This is a genomic window from Streptomyces sp. NPDC054849, assembly GCF_053610945.1.
The window spans coordinates 1-17562 of the sequence record NZ_JBSGZI010000137.1 but is presented as its reverse complement, the minus strand read 5'-3'; the positions used below and the strand labels follow the sequence as shown (position 1 = coordinate 17562).

Below are 17562 nucleotides of genomic sequence, written 5' to 3'. Positions count from 1 at the left end.
CCACTGCTGCCGCGCCGGCGATCGGGGCGTGGGGTCCGGAGCAGCGCCCCACTGCAGCCTCGCCGGCGTTTGAGGCGCGGGGTCCGGGGCGGAGCCCCGATCTTCGGGCCGCGCCGGGCGATCGGGGCGCGGGTCCGGGCGGAGCCCGGGGAACGGCGGAAGGGCGGGGCGGGGAGCAGCCCAGCGCAGCGGCCTCGCGCCGGCGGTCACCGCGGCGGCGCGGGCGGCACCGGCGGAGGCGGCGGCACCGGCGGAGGCGGCGGAGGCGGCGGGGTGAACGGCGGGCGCCGGCGCGGCTTCGGCGGACCCGGAGGCCGCGGCGGGACGCCGGTCACCGTCACGTCCCAGGAGACGTGCGGCTCCTGGTGCGGTGGCGCCCCGGCGTACGGTCCGGAACGTCCGGAACGTCCGGAACCTCTGGAACGTTCGGAGCGTTCGGAACCCGCGCCTGAGGCCCCAGAGGTCGGATACCGGCCATCGCCCCCGCCGGGCGTATGCCCGTACGGGGCCGTGGGCGCACCGGAACCGTCCCCCGCGCCGGCCCGCGGAACCGGCCATCCCGCCCCGACCGCCCCCGGCCGCGCACCCACACGGCGCAGGCGTGCCACCCCCGCACCCGCCCCACCGGCCCCCGCACCCCAGACCCCGCCCAGCAGCAGGGCGTAAACGACGTCCCCCCGCAGCTCCACCCCGGCGTCCACCGCGTCCACCCCCAGCACCGCGAGCGAGGCGTCCGCAGAGAGCCCCGTCAGCCATGCCAGCACCGCCAGCGTCACCCCTGTCACGGCCGACATCCGCGCCGCGCACCCCGGGATCCCGCGCCCGGGAGTCCGTACGGCCGCCAGCACGCCCGCGTAGAGCAGCAGCAGGGCCGCCCCCGCGACCAGCAGCCAGACCCGCTCGTCGTACTCCGCCAGGCGTGCCACCGTCACCGGCTCCCGCGCGGAGACCGCCATGAGATCGTCCAGCGGATCGGGCAGCAGCCGGGCCGGCGCACCCGTGACCCGCCCGTGCACGGGCACGAACAGCCCCAGCAGCACCCCCAGCCAGCTCCCGTTCGGCGCACCCAGCAGCGCGGCTCCCAGCACCCGCCGGCCCCGGCCGGGCTCCGCAGCCGCGTCGCCCAGCGCCGCCCACACGGCCGAGGCCATCCCGGCCGCCACCGCGACCAGCAGCATCGCCACCACCGCCGAGGCGGCCGGGCGGAACCGGGCGAGCGCCGCCGGCCCGCGCCGCGAGACCAGCAGCGCCACCGCCAGTACGGCGAGCACCCACACCCCCGCGCCCGCCAGGCTCGGCCCGAGTTCCACCGAGAAGCCCACCCGGGTGCGGGTCTCGACCAGGTCCCCGATGCGCTCCGGGAGCAGCCCGCCGATGTCCCCGATCCCCGGGATCTCGACCTTCGCCGGGGCCTGCGGCAGCGGCGCCGTCCCGTCGAGGGTGACCACGTCGTGCCCGGCCCACGCCAGCCCGCCCGCCGTCGCGACGAGCAGCGCCGTGAGCGCCGTGACCCTCGCGGCCGTCTCACCGGTGCCCGCCCCGGCCCGCAGCGAGCGCAGGAACACACACGCCAGGACCAGCGCCCCGGCCAGCGACACCCCCAACGGCATGACGTCCAGGGAGGTTTGGGCGCCGACCCCGGTGAGGCCGAAGGCCGAGACGTCACCCGAGGGGATCACGGTGCCGCCGACCGCGAGGACCACCACGGCGGCCGTCATCGCCCCGAGCGAGCCCCCGGCCGCGTCGGCGCCCAGCAGGTGCAGCCCCAGTGCGGCCACCGCCGCCATCACGATGAGGGACCACCCCACGGCGGCGACGGAGGACAGGAGCACGTCTCCCCAGCGAATGCGGCGCATGCGGTGAACCCCCGAGCCGACCGAGCGGTACGCGACGGGATCCCCGGGCGAGAAGTCCCGTATCTCACTCTCCGGGTGACTTTCGACCCCGTCAACGGGCTGTCGTAGACGCCCCGAAGCGGCCCGGATTCCACATACGGCTGCGGGCCTGAAATAGTTCCCCAGGATGTTCGCCATCCCTAGACTCCCTGACGTCATGGGGGATTCTCGGGGGACTTAAGTGGGGCTGGAGTGCCGGAACTCGTACTGGAATTGAATGGAAGGACCTGGACGCTCGATCCGTCCAGGTCGTACTCGCTGGGGCGCGATCCCCAGGGAGACGTGGTGATCGACGACGCCCGCGTGTCGTGGCGGCATGCCACCATCACCTGGAACGGCCAGGGTTGGGGCATCGAGGACCACGGCAGCACCAACGGCACCTACGTGCACGGGGCCAGGGTCCAGCAGACCCAGCTCGTGCCCGGCACGCCGGTCCACCTGGGCAACGCGACCGACGGCCCGTGGCTGAACCTGAGCGCCGCGGCCGCGCCGCAGCCGGCCGTGGCCCAGCAGGCCCCGGCGCAGGCGTACGCCCAGCCGCAGGCCCCGGCCTACCAGGCCCCGCAGCAGCAGCCCCAGCAGCAGGCCTGGGAGCAGCAGCAGGCCCAGCAGCCGGCTCAACAGCAGCCGCAGGCTCACTTCCCGCACCAGCAGGGCGGCGCCGCTCCGCGCCCGGCGCAGGGCGGAGCGCCCGTCTACGGAGACCGCAGCCCGACGACGTTCCACCAGCTCTCGCTGGGCCACGTCATGCGGATCGGCCGTGCGCTGGAGAACGAACTGGTGGTCTCCGACCTCCAGGTCTCCCGCCACCACGCCGAGTTCCGCTCGATGCCCGGCGGGCGCTTCGAGATCCACGACCTCGGCAGCCACAACGGCACCTATGTCAACGGTCAGCCGCTGCCCAAGTCCGGCACCGCGCTGCTCGGCCCGAACGACATCGTCGGCGTCGGCCACTCGACGTTCCGGATCGTCGGCGACCGCCTCGAGGAGTTCGTCGACACCGGCGAGGTCTCCTTCTCGGCCCGCCACCTCACGGTCACGGTCGACGGCGGCAAGCAGATCCTGAAGGACGTCACCTTCGGCGTCCCGGAGAAGTCGCTCATCGGCGTCATCGGCCCGTCCGGCTCCGGAAAGTCCACCCTGCTCAAGGCGCTGACCGGCTACCGGCCCGCCGACCAGGGCGACGTCCTCTACGACAACCGCAACCTGTACAAGCAGTTCGCGGAGCTCCGCCAGCGCATCGGCCTGGTCCCGCAGGACGACATCCTGCACAAGGAGCTGAAGGTCAGCACCGCCCTCAAGTACGCGGCCAAGCTCCGCTTCCCCGGCGACACCGCCGAGTCCGAGCGCGCCGCCCGCATCGACGAGGTGCTGCGCGAGCTCAAGCTCGACATCCACAAGGACAAGAAGATCACCGCCCTCTCCGGTGGTCAGCGCAAGCGCGTGTCCGTGGCCCTGGAGCTGCTCACCAAGCCGTCCCTGATCTTCCTGGACGAGCCGACCTCCGGCCTCGACCCGGGCATGGACCGCGACGTCATGCAGCTGCTGCGCGGCCTCGCCGACGACGGCCGCACGGTCCTCGTCGTCACCCACTCGGTCGCCGAGCTGGCCATCTGCGACAAGCTGCTGGTCATGGCCCCGGGCGGTTCGGTCGCGTACTTCGGCCCGCCGGACGAGGCGCTGAACTTCTTCGGCTACACCACGTGGGCGGACGTCTTCTCGTCCTTCGAGAACTACCGCGACTACGACTGGGCCGGCCGCTGGAAGGGCTCCCAGCACTACCAGCTCTACGCCGCGGACATCGACGCGGTCGCCCCGCAGTCGGTCGCGATGCCGCCGGTCCAGCAGATGCGTCCGCCGAAGCCGCAGGGCTGGGGCTCGCAGCTCTTCACGCTGATCCGCCGCTACGTCTCGGTGATCGCCTCCGACCGGGGCTTCCTCGGCCTGATGCTGATCCTGCCCGCGGTCCTCGGAGTGGTCTCCACGGTCATCCCGGCGACTTTCGGCCTCGCGCCGCCGAAGCCGCCGTCCCAGTTCAACGGCGACGCCGGCACGATCATGCTGATCCTCGCGGTCGGCATGTGCTTCTCGGGCGCCGCCAACTCGGTCCGCGAGCTGATCAAGGAACGGGTCATCTACGAGCGAGAGCGCGCGACCGGGCTGTCCCGGTCCGCGTACCTCATGTCGAAGGTGATCGTCCTCGGGGTCATCACGGCCGTCCAGGGCGTGATCATCTGCGGGATCGGCTTCTTCCCGCGCGACCTGCCCGCCGAGGGCCTGCTCATGCCGCCGGCCGTCGAGCTGTGCCTGTCGGTCATCGCACTCGGCTTCACCTCGATGATGTTCGGCCTCGTGATCTCCTCGCTGGTGAAGACCGCCGAGAAGACCATGCCGCTGCTGGTCATGTTCGCGATCGTCCAGGTCGTCTTCACCGGCATCCTCTTCCAGGTCTACGACTCCCCGGGCCTGGAACAGTTCGCCTGGCTGATGCCGTCCCGCTGGGCAGTCGCCGCCGCCGGCACCACGCTGAACCTCGGCAAGCTCATGCCGCCGTGGGACCGCGAGAACCCGACCAACACCGACCCGCTCTGGGACGCCACGGTCGGCCAGTGGAGCCTGAACATCACCGTCCTGCTGCTCATCGGCATCGCCTGCGGCTTCCTGGTGCAGCGCCTGCTGCGCCGCCACGAGCCCGAGGTCATGCGCGCCGGCAACTAGCCCGCAGTCCGCGTGGCGGGTCCGTACGCACGAAAACGCCTCAGGGCGGCACCCGGAAGTCCGGGTGCCGCCCTGAGGCGCATGGGGGGCTTGGTGTACGCCGCCGGCCTTAGTAGGCGCTGTTGACGTTGTCCATCGAGCCGTAGCGGTCGGCCGCGTAGTTGCAGGCGGCGACGATGTTGGCGACGGGGTCGTATTGGTCGAACTTGGTGCCCTTGACGTGGTACGCCTTGAAGGTCGGGAGGATGACCTGGAGCAGACCCTTGCTGGGGATGCCGTTCTGGGCGTTGATGTCCCAGTTGTTGATCGCCATCGGGTTACCGCTGGACTCGCGCATGATGTTGCGGTGGATACCGGCGTAGGTGCCCGGAATGTTCTCCTTCTTCATGATGAAGAGGGCTTCCTTGATCCAGCCGTCCAGGTTGTTCGCGAAGGCCGGGGTGCGGGCGGCAGACCGGCTCGCGGCCGCCTTCTGCTCGCGCGCCTTCTTCGCGGCGGCCTCGGCCTTCGCCTTGGCGGCGGCCTTGGTTTTGGCGTCGGCTTCGGCCTTGGCCTTGGCCGCGGCCTTCGCGTTCGCGGTGGCGATCACCTGCTGCGCGGAGAGGCTGTGGTGCAGTGCCTTCGTCTGCACGCCGTTGACGGCCTGGGTCCAGGCGACGGGGGCGGCGTTGACCGTCTCGGCCTGTGCGGCGCCGGCCGGGACGAGGGAGAAGGCGATCGCGGCGGTGCTCAGCGTGGCGACACCGGCGATGGACAGCTTGTGTGCCTTCGTCAGACGACTGTGACCAGGGGTGCGGGAAGCAGACATGGCGGGGCAACCTCTTCGAATAGCGGGAGCCGCAGGAAAGCGCGGCGAGGATCCGGGATCCGGTCCGCAGTGCTGTGCGACGAGGGCAATTCTTAGCGGCGGCAAAATCCTGTGGCAAAGGTGTGACGTACGAAGCTGCTTAGTGGATCACGTGCGGGCGCCGAGGCCCGTTTTCGGGCCTCGGCGCTAGGTGCGACCGCTCTGACAGGACCCTTACCTTTCCACTAGGGAGCTTCGTAAGTGATGTGGGTCCTATGTGCGGGCTCACATCGGGCACGTAACGGATTCACCATGTGTTGCTGTAGCAATGCAGTCAGTGACTGCTTTCGTCCTTGAGTAGCAGGTGGACGTCCCCGAATTCATGCCAGAGGCAGAGCCGGGCCAATGCCTCGGCATATCCGAGCCGTACGGCGGCCCGGCCCGCCACCGCCTCCAGCATCAGCAGATGGGACGCCTCGGGCTCGTGCAGCCCGGTCAGCAGTCCGTCCACCACCCGCACCCCGCGCTCCGGCGTCACCACCAGGTCGGTCCAGCCGCCGGCCGGGCGGACCAGCCCCCGGGCGTCCGCGGCCGACTCCAGGGCCCGCACCGCCGTGGTCCCCACCGCGATCACCCTGCCTGCGGCGGCCCGAGCGGCGTTCACCAGCCCCGCCGTCGTCGGGGAGACCTCGTACCGCTCCGGGTAGGGCGGTTCGTGCGCCTCAGGCGAGGACACCCCCGTGTGCAGCGTCAGCGGAGCGAACTGCACCCCCCGGCTCACCAGCCGCGCCACCAGCTCCGCCGTGAACGGCCGGCCCGCGCTCGGCATCTCCGCCGAGCCTGATCCGTCGGCCGCCGGCACCGCGAACACCGTCTGATAGGCCGACAGCGGCTGGTCCCGCTCCGTGTACGCGTACCGGATCGGCCGCCCGTACGCCCGCAGCAGCGCCGCAACCCCGCCCGCCGCGGGCAGCGGCCGCGCCCACCACAGGCGGTCCGCCCCCGCCGTCAGGGGCTCCTCCAGGACGAGGCGGCCCCCACCCGGCAGCTCCACCACGGCCCCCGCCGGCCCCCCGGCGCGCGGCAGGGTCGTCCCGCGGCCCGCCGGGCTCCGCAGCTCCACGGCCCAGCGGCCGTCGTCGCCCCGGGACGAGAAGTGCACCACGAGGTCCTCACCGGCCAGCCGGGCGTCCACGGCGGCCGCCAGCGTGGCCGACGTGTTCACCACCAGCACGTCCCCGGCCCGCAGCAGCCCCGGAAGTTCCCGGAAGGCGCGCAGCGACACCTCCGCGCTGCCCCGGGACACCAGCAGCCGCACCGCATCGCGCCCCAGCCCCGGCCCGCGCTGCTCGACGGGAACCCGGGCCAGCAGCTCCGGCGGAATGTCCGGTATGTGCACTCTCTCCCCTATATAGGGTTCCGTTTCCCGCAGTGCCCGCCGCCCGCTCACCGCCCGGCCCCCGCACCCGTCTCCCGGACCGCCCCCGCGCCCGTCTCCTCGTCCGCCGCCGGCCCGCCGCCCGCCGGGCGCTGCGCCGTCTCCCCGTCCGCCGCCAGCTCCTGCGCCGTGTACCGCCCGCTCGGCAGCGACTGCTCCACGAGCCGCAGCAGCGCGGGGGCCACCTCCTCCGGCGCCGGCATCCCCGTCATGTCCTCCCCGGGCTCGGCCGCCGCCATCATCCGCGTCCGCATCGAGCCCGGATCCGCCCACCACACCCGCAGCCCCGGCTCCTCCACCGCCAGTACGGCCGACATCAGATCCCCCGCCGCCTTGGTCGCCCCGTAGGCCCCCCACGTCGCGTACGCCACCACCGCCGCGTCCGAGCTGATGTTCAGCACCGCCCCGGCCTGCGAGGCCCGCAGCAGCGGCAGCCCCTCCTGGACCAGCCCCAGCGGCCCCACCACATTGACCTCGAACGCCTCGCGCAGCCCGTCCAGCGGATGGAGCTCCAGCGGCACCAACGGCTCCGTCCCCAGCACGCCGGCGTTGTTCACCAGCAGATCCAGCCCGCCCAGCTCCCGCGCCGCCGCCACCAGCGCCGCCCGGTGCGCCTGCGAGGACACGTCCCCGGCCACCGCCGCCACCCGCACCCCGGCGGCCTCCTCCAGCCCGCCCGCGGTCTCCTTCAGAGCCGCCCCGCCCCGCGCACTGAGCACCAGGTCCCAGCCGCGCGCCGCCAGCTCCCCGGCCAGCGCCCGGCCGAGCCCCCTGGACGCCCCCGTCACGATCGCCACCGACATGACAGCACCCCTCGTCTTCCGTTCCGATCAGCAGATGCCCCCAACCTAGGAAGGGGCCACCCGGTCCCGCGTCGGCCGTGAGCCCCACGCGCACAGGTCCGTTGGACCTACATCCGCCGCCCGATCCCGCAGGTCACGGCCGCGGGTACGGTGTGCCCATGACCGGTAGCCCCCTGCCCGGCGGACCCCCCAGCGGCCTGGCCGCCGTGAGCACCGCGCTGCTCGCCATGAGCCGCCGCCTCGAGGTCCGCGACGTCCTGCGCACCATCGTCGTTTCGGCCCGCGAGCTCCTCGACGCCGAGTACGCGGCCCTGGGCGTCCCGGACGACCACGGCGGCTTCGCCCAGTTCGTGGTGGACGGCATCAGCGCGGAGCAGTGGCGCCGTATCGGCCCGCTGCCCCGCCAGCACGGCATCCTCGCCGCGATGCTCCACGAGGGCGGCCCCGAGCGCCTGGCCGACGTACGCGAGGACCCGCGCTTCGAGGGCTGGCCCGGAGCACACCCCGAGATGTCCGACTTCCTCGGCATGCCCGTCCGGGACGGGGAGGAGACCCTCGGCGCCCTCTTCCTCGCGAACAAGCGCGGCCCGCACGGCTTCACCGACGAGGACCAGGAACTCCTCTCCCTCCTCGCCCAGCACGCGGCGATCGCCCTCACCAACGCCCGGCTCTACGAGCGCAGCCGCGAGCTCACCATCGCCGAGGAGCGCTCGCGGCTCGCCCACGAGCTGCACGACGCCGTCAGCCAGAAGCTCTTCTCGCTGCGCCTCACCGCCCAGGCCGCCGCCGCCCTCGTCGACCGCGACCCGGCCCGGGCCAAGGGCGAGCTGCAGCAGGTGGCCGCCCTGGCGGCGGAGGCCGCCGACGAACTGCGCGCCGCCGTGACCGAGCTCCGCCCGGCCGCCCTCGACGAGGACGGCCTGGCCGCCACCCTGCGCACGCACGTCCACGTACTCGACCGAGCCCACGCCGCGCACGTCACCTTCACCTGCGACGGCGTACGGGCCCTCCCCGCGACCCAGGAGGAAGCCGTCCTCCGCGTCGCCCAGGAGGCCCTCCACAACGCCCTGCGCCACTCCGGGGGCGACCGCGTCGAGGTCACCTTGACCCGGACGCCCGCCGGCGGCGCGGTCCTCAAGGTCGCCGACTCCGGCAAGGGCTTCGACCCCCGCACCGTCCGCAGGGCGGGCCGCCACCTGGGACTGGTCTCCATGCGCGACCGCGCGAGCGGCGTCGGCGGCCGGCTCACCGTGCACTCGGAGCCCGGTCAGGGCACCACGATCGAGATGGAGGTCCCCGGTGGCTGACAGTGGCGGCCGAAGCGGCATCGGCATCCGTGTACTGCTCGTCGACGACCACCAGGTCGTCCGGCGGGGCCTGCGCACCTTCCTGGAAGTCCAGGACGACATCGAGGTGGTCGGCGAGGCCTCGGACGGCGAGGAGGGCATCGCCCGGGCCGAGGAGCTGCGGCCCGACGTGATCCTGATGGACATCAAGATGCCGGGCACCGACGGCATCGAGGCGCTGCGCCGGCTGCGCGAGCTGACGAACCCCGCCCGGGTGCTGATCGTCACCAGCTTCACGGAGCAGCGGACCGTGGTCCCCGCCCTGCGGGCCGGCGCCGCGGGATACGTCTACAAGGACATCGACCCCGACGCCCTGGCCGGAGCCATCCGCTCCGTCCACGCCGGCCACGTGCTCCTCCAGCCGGAGGTGGCCCAGGCCCTGCTCTCCCAGGACGAGCAGAGCCCGTCGGCCGGCCGGCCCGGCTCGCTGACCGACCGCGAACGCGAGGTCCTGGGCCTCATCGCGGACGGCCGCTCCAACCGCGAGATCGCCCGCGCCCTGGTGCTGTCCGAGAAGACGGTCAAGACCCACGTCTCGAACATCCTGATGAAGCTGGACCTTTCCGACCGGACCCAGGCCGCATTGTGGGCGGTCCGGCACGGAATCGCCGACTGACAGGCGCACATCGGATCGTCTCGTTCCGGACTGAGATTCATACGGTCGGGTGTATGTAGCCCACATGGCGTATCCCGATCGCGGGGCGACCGTTCTCCATGGCGTGCCGCGACGGCTGGTCGCGGCAGACGTACTGGAGGACGAGAACGTGAAGAACTTCAAGAAGGCCGCAGCCGTCACCATGATCGCGGGCGGCCTCATCGTCGCCGGCGCCGGTGTCTCCTCGGCGCACGGCGGTGCGTCGGCGGAGGGCGAGGCCCTGAACTCGCCCGGCGTGGCCTCCGGGAACCTGCTCCAGGTCCCGGTGCACGTCCCCGTGAACGTGGTGGGCAACACGGTCAACGTGATCGGCCTGCTCAACCCGGCCTTCGGCAACACGGGCGTGAACGCCTGACCCCGCCCGCCTCGCCTCGCGGCCCCGCTTCCCCCCTCTCCCCGGGAAGCGGGGCCGCCGCATTTCCGCCGCAGGCAAACCCAGCCGCGCCAGGCGCAGCCACATCCAGCCTCGCCGGCGTTTGAGGCGCGGGGTCTGGCGCGCAGCCCCGTTCGGCCCGGCGCAGCCGTCATGCACCGCCCACCGCCCCCGCCCGGCTAGCGCCCCCGCTCACGCTCCTCGACGGCCGAGTTGTACGCCGCGACGAGCGCCCGCCGAGACACCCGCTCCACCGGCCGCAAGGCCTCAGCCCGCGCCGCCATCTCCGAGGCGGCCACCGCGCCCCCGTGCCCCTTCTCGTACGCCAGCGACACCATCAGATCCACCCGCTGCGCCAGCGCCAGCACCCGCACCGCCCGCGCCGGATACCCCGGCGCCAGCGCGTCCCGTCCGGCCTCCGCCCGCGCCCGGTACGCCGACAGCGCCGCTTCCGCCACCGGCCCGGACCCCGCCACGTCCAGCCGGGTCAGCGCCACGGTCGCCTCGCGCAGCGCCTCCGCCAGCTCCCGCTCCGCCTCGCCCAGCGAGGGCACGTCCGCCGGCGGTGCCTCCCGTACCGGCAGACAGTGCCAGATCACCGACACGTGGACGTCCCCGGCCGGCCCCGCCTCGGACACCTCCGGCACCAGCCCCAGCGACGCCCCTACCGCGACGACCGCCTCCTCGGCCTCCAGCGCCCGCGCGTTGAACTCCGCCGGCCCGCTCAGGCCCAGCGGATGCCCCGGCGCCGGCAGCGCGACCCGCAGCCCCGTCGCCCCCAGCCCCCGCAGCCGGCCGAGCGCCAGGGTGAGACCCACCGGTCCCTCCTCACCCGGCAGCCCCTCCACCCGGTGCACGGCGTCCTCGCCCACGATCGACAACACGGCCTCGTCGGGCGAGACCAGACCGGCCAGCAGAGCGTTCCCCCAGGCGGCCAGGCGCCCTGAACGTGGTTCGAAAAGCATCCCCCCACTTTACGGATCGGTCCCGGCATCGGGCCCCGGCCCCGGTGCCCTCCCGCAGTGGCGTAGGTTTTCCCCCTGGGGCTGCGTCTACCGGCGCACAGAGAACCGTGACTGCAAGGGGTGACAACACGCTCATGAGCGATGTTCTGGAGCTGGTGGACGTATCCGTGGTCCGCGAGGGCCGGGCTCTGGTGGACCAGGTCTCCTGGTCGGTGAAGGAGGGGGAGCGCTGGGTGATCCTCGGCCCCAACGGCGCCGGCAAGACCACTCTGCTGAACCTCGCCTCCAGCTACCTGTTCCCCACCACGGGCAAGGCCTCCATCCTCGGCAGCACCCTCGGCAAGGTGGACGTCTTCGAGCTGCGCCCCCGCATCGGTGTCGCCGGCATCGCGATGGCCGACAAGCTGCCCAAGCGGCAGACCGTCCTGCAGACCGTCCTCACCGCCGCCTACGGCATGACGGCGACCTGGCAGGAGGAGTACGAGGACATCGACGAGCAGCGCGCCCGCGCCTTCCTCGACCGCCTCGGCATGACCGACTACCTCGACCGGAAGTTCGGCACCCTCTCCGAGGGCGAGCGCAAGCGCACGCTGATCGCCCGCGCCCTGATGACCGACCCCGAGCTGCTGCTCCTCGACGAGCCCGCCGCCGGCCTGGACCTCGGCGGCCGCGAGGACCTCGTACGCCGCCTCGGCCGCCTGGCCCGCGACCCGCTCGCCCCCTCCATGGTCATGGTCACGCACCACGTCGAGGAGATCGCCCCCGGCTTCACCCACGTCCTGATGATCCGTCAGGGCAAGGTCGTCACCGCGGGCCCGATCGACCTCGAACTCACCTCCCGCAACCTCTCGCTCTGCTTCGGCCTCCCGCTGGTCGTCGAGCGCAACGGGAACGACCGCTGGACCGCCCAGGGACTGCCCCTCGGTTAGGGAGCGTGCGTGCCGGACCTCCGCCGGCCGGACGGGACTTCGACGAGACGGACCAGGGCGCACCGCACCCTGTCCCGACCGCGCCCGCCCGACCTACCATGACCATGTGGACATCGACGCGTGGGTGTGGTGGCTCATCGGCGCGGTCGGACTGGGCATCCCCCTCGTCCTGACCGCGATGCCCGAGTTCGGCATGTTCGCCGTGGGGGCGGTCGCGGCCGCCGTCACGGCGGCCCTCGGCGGGGGAGTGGTTGCCCAAGTCCTGGTCTTCGTCGCCGTGTCGGTCGCGCTGATCGCCGTGGTACGGCCGATCGCCAACCGGCACCGCGACCAGCGCCCCCAGCACCGCAGCGGCATCGACGCGTTGAGGGGCAGAACCGCCGTCGTCCTCGAACGCGTCGACGGCAGCGGCGGCCGCATCAAGCTCGCCGGCGAGATCTGGTCCGCCCGCGCCCTCGACGCGGACACCAGTTTCGAAGCCGGGCAGTCCGTGGACGTCGTGGAGATCGACGGGGCGACCGCCGTCGTGATGTGAGAAGCGGCCTGCTCGCGGCCCCCGGGTCTGCGAGACTCCGCTCAACGGGGCAGCACAGACAGCCGGAAGGGCACGGGGAACCGCATGCAACCGATCATCATCGTCCTGATCATTCTGGTGGTTCTGGTCTTCATCGCACTGGTCAAGACGATCCAGGTGATCCCGCAGGCCAGCGCCGCCATCGTCGAGCGATTCGGCCGCTACACTCGCACCCTCAACGCGGGCCTCAACATCGTCGTCCCGTTCATCGACTCGATCCGCAACCGGATCGACCTCCGCGAGCAGGTTGTCCCCTTCCCGCCGCAGCCGGTCATCACCCAGGACAACCTGGTCGTCAACATCGACACCGTCATCTACTACCAGGTGACCGACGCCCGCGCCGCCACATACGAAGTGGCCAGCTACATCCAGGCCATCGAGCAGCTCACCGTCACCACCCTCCGCAACATCATCGGCGGCATGGACCTGGAGCGGACCCTCACCTCCCGCGAGGAGATCAACGCCGCCCTGCGCGGGGTCCTCGACGAGGCCACCGGCAAGTGGGGCATCCGCGTCAACCGCGTCGAGCTCAAGGCGATCGAGCCGCCGACCTCCATCCAGGACTCGATGGAGAAGCAGATGCGCGCCGACCGCGACAAGCGCGCCGCGATCCTCCAGGCCGAGGGTGTGCGGCAGTCCGAGATCCTGCGCGCCGAGGGTGAGAAGCAGTCCTCCATCCTGCGCGCCGAAGGTGACGCCAAGGCCGCCGCGCTGCGCGCCGAGGGTGAAGCGCAGGCCATCCGCACGGTGTTCGAGTCCATCCACGCCGGCGACGCCGACCAGAAGCTCCTCGCCTACCAGTACCTCCAGATGCTCCCGAAGATCGCCGAAGGCGATGCCAACAAGCTCTGGATCGTGCCGAGCGAGATCGGCGACGCCCTCAAGGGCCTGTCCGGCGCCATGGGCAACTTCGGCCCCATGGGCGGAGGTTCGGGCTTCAACCCGCAGAACTCCGGGAAGGACGGCGGCGGCATCCCCGGCGCGCGCGACAAGGACGCCGCGGAACGCCGCGAACAGCCCCCCATCGACTGACCGGCCCTCCCCTCCTGCATGATCGGTGAGACCCCTCGACCTTCATGGCGGGGAGGCGACTCACTCATGCAAAGGGGATGGCATCGCCCATGTCCATCTGGGAATCACTCGCGATCTTCGCCGCCGGCATCGGCGCGGGCACGATCAACACCATCGTCGGCTCCGGCACCCTGATCACCTTCCCGGTGCTGCTGGCCACCGGCCTGCCGCCGGTCACCGCCAACGTGTCCAACACCCTCGGCCTGGTGCCCGGTTCGATCAGCGGAGCCATCGGCTACCGCAAGGAGCTCCAAGGGCAGCGCGCCCGCATCCTGCGGCTCGGCGCCGTATCCCTCGTCGGCGGACTCGCCGGCGCGGTCCTGCTCCTCACCCTGCCGTCGGACTCCTTCGACACGATCGTGCCCGTCCTCATCGGACTGGCTCTCGTACTCGTCATCCTCCAGCCCCGGCTCGCCGCGTACCTGCGCCGACGCCAGGAAGCCGCCGGAGGCGACACCGGACACCCCGACGGCGGCCCCGCTCTACTCGGCGGCATGCTGTTCTCCAGCGCCTACGGCGGCTACTTCGGCGCCGCCCAGGGCGTCCTCTACCTCGGCCTGATGGGCCTGCTGCTCCGCGACGACCTACAACGGATCAACGCCGTCAAGAACGTCATCGCCGCCCTGGTGAACGGCATCGCGGCCGTCCTCTTCCTCTTCGTCGCCGAGTTCGACTGGACGGCCGTCCTCCTGATCGCCGTCGGCTCCACCATCGGCGGCCAGATCGGCGCCAAGGTCGGCCGCCGGCTCTCGCCGACCGTCCTGCGCACAGTCATCGTGACAGTCGGAATCCTCGCCATCGTCCAGCTGCTGGTCCGCTGAGCGACGTAGCAGAGTTACGTCGCTCAGCGCGGCCGACTACCCGGCGACCGAGGATCCGACTAGGCGGAGCGCTCCAGCCACTCCGGAAGCGCCTCCCGCCCGGCCACCCCCAGAGCCAGCAGCATGGCGTCCGCCGGAGACGGCACGAAGGGCCTCCGGAGGAGCGGCATCCCCGCCTCCTCCGGAGTCCGCGCCGCCTTGCGGTGGTTGTCCTCGGCACAGGAGGCCACCGTGTTCAGCCACGTGTCCCCACCCCCCTGCGCCCGGGGCAGCACGTGATCCACGGTCGTCGCGCGCTTCCCGCAGTACGCGCACCGGTGCTGGTCCCGGACCAGCACCCCCCTCCGCGACCAGGGAGCATGTCTTCGGAAGGGCACCCGCACATACCGGCAGAGCCTGATCACCCGGGGCATCGGAAGATCCATGGTGGCCGCGCGCACACGCAGCTCGGGATGCGACTGCTCGACGACGGCCTTGTCCTGGAGCACCAGAACCACAGCCCTGTTCAGGGTCACCGTCGACAGCGGCTCGAAGCTCGCATTCAGCACCAGCGTGTCCCGCATCTCGCCCACCTCCCGTGTGCAGGCCCGCGACCACCCTGGCGGCAGGGCCCGCAACCACTCTGGCCGCGCGCGCCACGCGGGACAACGCAATAAAAATGCCCGGTCCTGGCCTTCTTTAGACCAGGACCGGGCAAACGCTCGGCGAACGATCAGCCCGCGGGCGCCTCGTACTCACCGATGAGCTGGGCACGCCCCAGGGTGTGGAACCGCAGATTGAACCCGACGGCGGCGGGAGACGCATCCGCCCCGGGGCCGAGCTTCGCCTGATCCACCGCGTACACGGTGAAGACGTACCGGTGCCGTTCCCCGGCCGGCGGAGCCGCCCCGCCGAAGTCCCGGGAACCGTAGTCGTTCCGTGCGTGCACGGCCCCGGCGGGCAGCCCCTCGAACTTCCCGCTGCCCGCACCGGCCGGCAGCTCGGTGACCGAGGCCGGCAGATCGAAGAGCACCCAGTGCCAGAACCCGCTGCCCGTCGGCGCGTCCGGGTCGAAGCACGTCACCGCGAAGCTCTTCGTCCCCTCCGGGAACCCCTCCCACCGCAGCTGCGGCGAGACGTTCCCGCCCGAGTACACCTGCGCCTCGCCCAGATCGGCACCCGGTGCGAGATCCGTACTGGTGACGGTGAAGGCGTGCACCTCCGGGTGGAAGTCGTGCGGAAGAGGTGCCCTGCTCTGCTCGGTCACTGCTGACCCTCCTGATCGCCGGCGATTACCGGTCCGAGCCTAGGACCGGCTAGAACCAGTTGCGCTGCGAACCGACGGACGCGATCCACTGGTTCAGATACGCGACCCAGTCGGTCTCCTGGTATGACTGCAGACCCACCTGGAAGCAGCGGTAGGTGTCGCTGCCCTCGCTGAACAGACCCGGCTTCTTGTCCATCTCCAGGACGACGTCCATCTCCCGGCCGTCCGCGATGAAGGTGAGCTCGACCTGGTTCAGCCCGCGGTACTGCGACGGCGGCAGGAACTCGATCTCCTGGTAGAAGGGCAGCGACTGGCGCGTCCCGCGGATGTGCCCGCGCTCCATGTCCGCACTGCGGAAGGAGAAACCGAGCTGCCGGAAGGCGTCGAGGATCGCCTGCTGCGCCGGCACCGGGTGCACGTTGATCGGGTCGAGGTCGCCCGCGTCCACCGCACGCGCGATCTCCAGCTCGGTGCTGACCCCGATGTTCATCCCGTGCAGGTGCTGACCCCCGAAGTGGGTGATCGGCGTCTCCCAGGGGATCTCCAGCCCGAACGGCACCACGTGCAGCGCGCCCGCCTGCACCTGGAACGCACCACCCAGCCGCTGCTTGGTGAAGACGACGTCCTGCTTGTACTCCTGGTCCCCGCCCTCGACCTCGACCCGTGCCTGCAGCCCGATGGACAGCCCCTCGATCTGCTGCTCCACGGATCCGCCCTGGATCCGGACCTCACCCTGGACGATCCCGCCCGGCACGACGTTCGGCTCGGTGATGACGGTGTCCACCGAGGCGCCACCGGCACCCAGGCTCGCGAACAGCTTCTTGAAGCCCATGCTCAAACTCCCCTTGAAACGATCTGGCGACTACGCCGCGACTACCCCTTACCAACGCGGAACCTTAGGCCCCGGTTGCAGGCGTACGCGTTCCACTACGCTCGACCGGATGAGCGCGCGCCCTGACCGTACGCCCCTGCCCAGGTCCTTCTTCGACCGCCCGGTCCTCACGGTGGCCCCAGACCTCCTCGGCCGCACCCTCGTCCGCCGTACCCCGGAGGGTCCTCTGGAACTGCGCATCACGGAGGTCGAGGCGTATGAGGGAGAGTCCGACCCGGGCTCCCACGCCTACCGCGGCCGCACCGCCCGCAACGCATCGATGTTCGGTCCCCCCGGACACGCGTACGTCTACTTCATCTACGGCATGTGGTTCAGCCTCAACCTGGTGTGCGGCCCGCCGGGCCTCGCGAGCGGGGTCCTGGTGCGGGCGGGCGAGGTCACGGCGGGTGCAGAGCTGGCCGCCAAACGTCGGCTTTCCGCCAGAAGCCCGCGAGATCTGGCCAAGGGGCCGGCCCGCCTGGCCACGGCCCTGGACGTGGACCGCTCCCTCGACGGCACCGACCTCTGCGCAGGCCCCGACTCCCCCTTGTCCCTCCTCGCGGGCACCCCCACCTCGGCCGCCCAGGTGAGCAGCGGCCCGCGCACGGGAGTCGGCGGAGCCGGCGCCGCCCACCCGTACCGCTTCTGGATCACTGACGACCCGACGGTGAGCCCGTACCGCGCCCACGCGCCACGCCGCCGCTCAACTTGACTCGACCCGACCGGACGCCTAACGTAGTCCGAGCCGCTTGAACGGGGCACTGCTATCGGCAGACCTCCGGAGCGGCCAACCCACACCTACGACTTACCCCTGGCGGGGTCCAATTCGGCATGTCCGAATTCCCGGCCAACGGCTCGATTATGAGCCGCAAGGGATAAGCGCTAATGTGGTGAAGCGCCGAAAGGCATAGACCCCCAACGGTCACCGAATTCAAATCCAAGTCGGAAACGACACGGAAATGATCTGGTAGAGTTGGAAACGCAAGAACAGAACGAAAGCCCGGAGGAAAACCCGCGAGGGTGAGTACAAAGGAAGCGTCCGTTCCTTGAGAACTCAACAGCGTGCCAAA

Annotated in this window: 17 protein-coding genes; 9 read left to right on the top strand and 8 right to left on the bottom strand. The window is 71.6% G+C overall.

The genetic code is table 11. The annotated features are described in order from the left end of the window. Window positions 1–206: 206 nt before the first annotated feature. The gene (locus tag ACWGIF_RS35160) at window positions 207–1856 is read right to left on the bottom strand and encodes a streptophobe family protein (protein WP_453503607.1); all 1650 of its coding nucleotides are present in this window, start codon (window positions 1854–1856) and stop codon (window positions 207–209) included. A 231-nt stretch (window positions 1857–2087) separates the two neighbouring features. On the opposite strand from ACWGIF_RS35160, the gene ACWGIF_RS35155 reads away from it, so the two are divergent. Next, entirely contained in the window at window positions 2088–4613 is a 2526-nt protein-coding gene (locus tag ACWGIF_RS35155; RefSeq protein ID WP_453503605.1) for an FHA domain-containing protein, read from the top strand. 109 nt (window positions 4614–4722) lie between these two features. On the opposite strand, the gene ACWGIF_RS35150 is transcribed toward ACWGIF_RS35155, so the two are convergent. From ACWGIF_RS35150 to ACWGIF_RS35140, 3 genes are all read right to left on the bottom strand, one after another. Then, a complete protein-coding gene (locus tag ACWGIF_RS35150) occupies window positions 4723–5421 on the bottom strand; it encodes a transglycosylase SLT domain-containing protein (RefSeq protein ID WP_453503603.1) in 699 nt (232 codons plus the stop codon). A gap of 313 nt (window positions 5422–5734) precedes the next feature. Next, window positions 5735–6799, bottom strand: a complete 1065-nt coding sequence (locus ACWGIF_RS35145; RefSeq protein WP_453503602.1) for an S-adenosylmethionine:tRNA ribosyltransferase-isomerase — start codon at window positions 6797–6799, stop codon at window positions 5735–5737. A 47-nt stretch (window positions 6800–6846) separates the two neighbouring features. Next, window positions 6847–7641, bottom strand: coding sequence for an SDR family NAD(P)-dependent oxidoreductase (locus ACWGIF_RS35140; RefSeq protein ID WP_453503600.1), 795 nt, complete (start codon window positions 7639–7641; stop codon window positions 6847–6849). A 173-nt stretch (window positions 7642–7814) separates the two neighbouring features. On the opposite strand from ACWGIF_RS35140, the gene ACWGIF_RS35135 reads away from it, so the two are divergent. From ACWGIF_RS35135 to ACWGIF_RS35125, 3 genes are all read left to right on the top strand, one after another. Further along, window positions 7815–8948 (top strand): GAF domain-containing sensor histidine kinase, encoded by a 1134-nt coding sequence (locus tag ACWGIF_RS35135; protein ID WP_453503610.1) that lies wholly within the window; start codon window positions 7815–7817, stop codon window positions 8946–8948. Then, the gene (locus tag ACWGIF_RS35130) at window positions 8941–9603 is read left to right on the top strand and encodes a response regulator (protein ID WP_453503599.1); all 663 of its coding nucleotides are present in this window, start codon (window positions 8941–8943) and stop codon (window positions 9601–9603) included. Before ACWGIF_RS35135 ends, ACWGIF_RS35130 begins: the two co-directional genes overlap by 8 nt. A gap of 148 nt (window positions 9604–9751) precedes the next feature. After that, complete coding sequence (locus ACWGIF_RS35125; RefSeq protein WP_453503609.1) at window positions 9752–9997, top strand: chaplin; 246 nt, start codon at window positions 9752–9754, stop codon at window positions 9995–9997. A gap of 197 nt (window positions 9998–10194) precedes the next feature. Here the strand turns inward: ACWGIF_RS35125 and ACWGIF_RS35120 are convergent, their stop codons facing one another. Next, window positions 10195–10980: a hypothetical protein gene (locus tag ACWGIF_RS35120; RefSeq protein WP_453503597.1), complete on the bottom strand. Its 786-nt coding sequence runs from the start codon at window positions 10978–10980 to the stop codon at window positions 10195–10197. 134 nt (window positions 10981–11114) lie between these two features. Here ACWGIF_RS35120 and ACWGIF_RS35115 point away from each other — a divergent pair, with 134 nt between their 5' ends. The 4 genes from ACWGIF_RS35115 (at window position 11115) to ACWGIF_RS35100 (ending at window position 14375) form a co-directional block, all read left to right on the top strand. Then, window positions 11115–11909, top strand: coding sequence for an ABC transporter ATP-binding protein (locus tag ACWGIF_RS35115; RefSeq protein ID WP_453503596.1), 795 nt, complete (start codon window positions 11115–11117; stop codon window positions 11907–11909). A gap of 106 nt (window positions 11910–12015) precedes the next feature. Beyond that, window positions 12016–12444: an NfeD family protein gene (locus ACWGIF_RS35110; protein WP_453503594.1), complete on the top strand. Its 429-nt coding sequence runs from the start codon at window positions 12016–12018 to the stop codon at window positions 12442–12444. An 84-nt stretch (window positions 12445–12528) separates the two neighbouring features. Then, window positions 12529–13515 carry an SPFH domain-containing protein gene (locus tag ACWGIF_RS35105; protein WP_453503593.1) on the top strand — a complete coding sequence of 329 codons (987 nt, stop codon included), beginning with the start codon at window positions 12529–12531 and terminating at the stop codon, window positions 13513–13515. 89 nt (window positions 13516–13604) lie between these two features. Beyond that, window positions 13605–14375 carry a sulfite exporter TauE/SafE family protein gene (locus tag ACWGIF_RS35100; protein ID WP_453503591.1) on the top strand — a complete coding sequence of 257 codons (771 nt, stop codon included), beginning with the start codon at window positions 13605–13607 and terminating at the stop codon, window positions 14373–14375. A 59-nt stretch (window positions 14376–14434) separates the two neighbouring features. On the opposite strand, the gene ACWGIF_RS35095 is transcribed toward ACWGIF_RS35100, so the two are convergent. The 3 genes from ACWGIF_RS35095 to ACWGIF_RS35085 form a co-directional block, all read right to left on the bottom strand. Next, window positions 14435–14938, bottom strand: a complete 504-nt coding sequence (locus ACWGIF_RS35095) for an HNH endonuclease (RefSeq protein WP_301372004.1) — start codon at window positions 14936–14938, stop codon at window positions 14435–14437. A 149-nt stretch (window positions 14939–15087) separates the two neighbouring features. After that, complete coding sequence (locus ACWGIF_RS35090; RefSeq protein ID WP_453503589.1) at window positions 15088–15621, bottom strand: YbhB/YbcL family Raf kinase inhibitor-like protein; 534 nt, start codon at window positions 15619–15621, stop codon at window positions 15088–15090. 49 nt (window positions 15622–15670) lie between these two features. Then, window positions 15671–16453 (bottom strand): sporulation protein, encoded by a 783-nt coding sequence (locus ACWGIF_RS35085; RefSeq protein WP_453503588.1) that lies wholly within the window; start codon window positions 16451–16453, stop codon window positions 15671–15673. Between the two features lie 109 nt (window positions 16454–16562). Here ACWGIF_RS35085 and ACWGIF_RS35080 point away from each other — a divergent pair, with 109 nt between their 5' ends. After that, window positions 16563–17204 carry a DNA-3-methyladenine glycosylase gene (locus ACWGIF_RS35080; protein WP_453503586.1) on the top strand — a complete coding sequence of 214 codons (642 nt, stop codon included), beginning with the start codon at window positions 16563–16565 and terminating at the stop codon, window positions 17202–17204. Window positions 17205–17562: the final 358 nt, after the last annotated feature.

Bases quoted from the DNA above. Each gene is read 5' to 3' on its own strand.
- ACWGIF_RS35140 (WP_453503600.1), bottom strand. From the start codon at position 7,641: ATGTCGGTGGCGATCGTGACGGGGGCGTCCAGGGGGCTCGGCCGGGCG.
- ACWGIF_RS35160 (WP_453503607.1), bottom strand. From the start codon at position 1,856: ATGCGCCGCATTCGCTGGGGAGACGTGCTCCTGTCCTCCGTCGCCGCC.
- ACWGIF_RS35115 (WP_453503596.1), top strand. From the start codon at position 11,115: ATGAGCGATGTTCTGGAGCTGGTGGACGTATCCGTGGTCCGCGAGGGC.
- ACWGIF_RS35095 (WP_301372004.1), bottom strand. From the start codon at position 14,938: ATGCGGGACACGCTGGTGCTGAATGCGAGCTTCGAGCCGCTGTCGACG.
- ACWGIF_RS35120 (WP_453503597.1), bottom strand. From the start codon at position 10,980: ATGCTTTTCGAACCACGTTCAGGGCGCCTGGCCGCCTGGGGGAACGCT.
- ACWGIF_RS35085 (WP_453503588.1), bottom strand. From the start codon at position 16,453: ATGGGCTTCAAGAAGCTGTTCGCGAGCCTGGGTGCCGGTGGCGCCTCG.
- ACWGIF_RS35100 (WP_453503591.1), top strand. From the start codon at position 13,605: ATGTCCATCTGGGAATCACTCGCGATCTTCGCCGCCGGCATCGGCGCG.
- ACWGIF_RS35105 (WP_453503593.1), top strand. From the start codon at position 12,529: ATGCAACCGATCATCATCGTCCTGATCATTCTGGTGGTTCTGGTCTTC.
- ACWGIF_RS35080 (WP_453503586.1), top strand. From the start codon at position 16,563: ATGAGCGCGCGCCCTGACCGTACGCCCCTGCCCAGGTCCTTCTTCGAC.
- ACWGIF_RS35150 (WP_453503603.1), bottom strand. From the start codon at position 5,421: ATGTCTGCTTCCCGCACCCCTGGTCACAGTCGTCTGACGAAGGCACAC.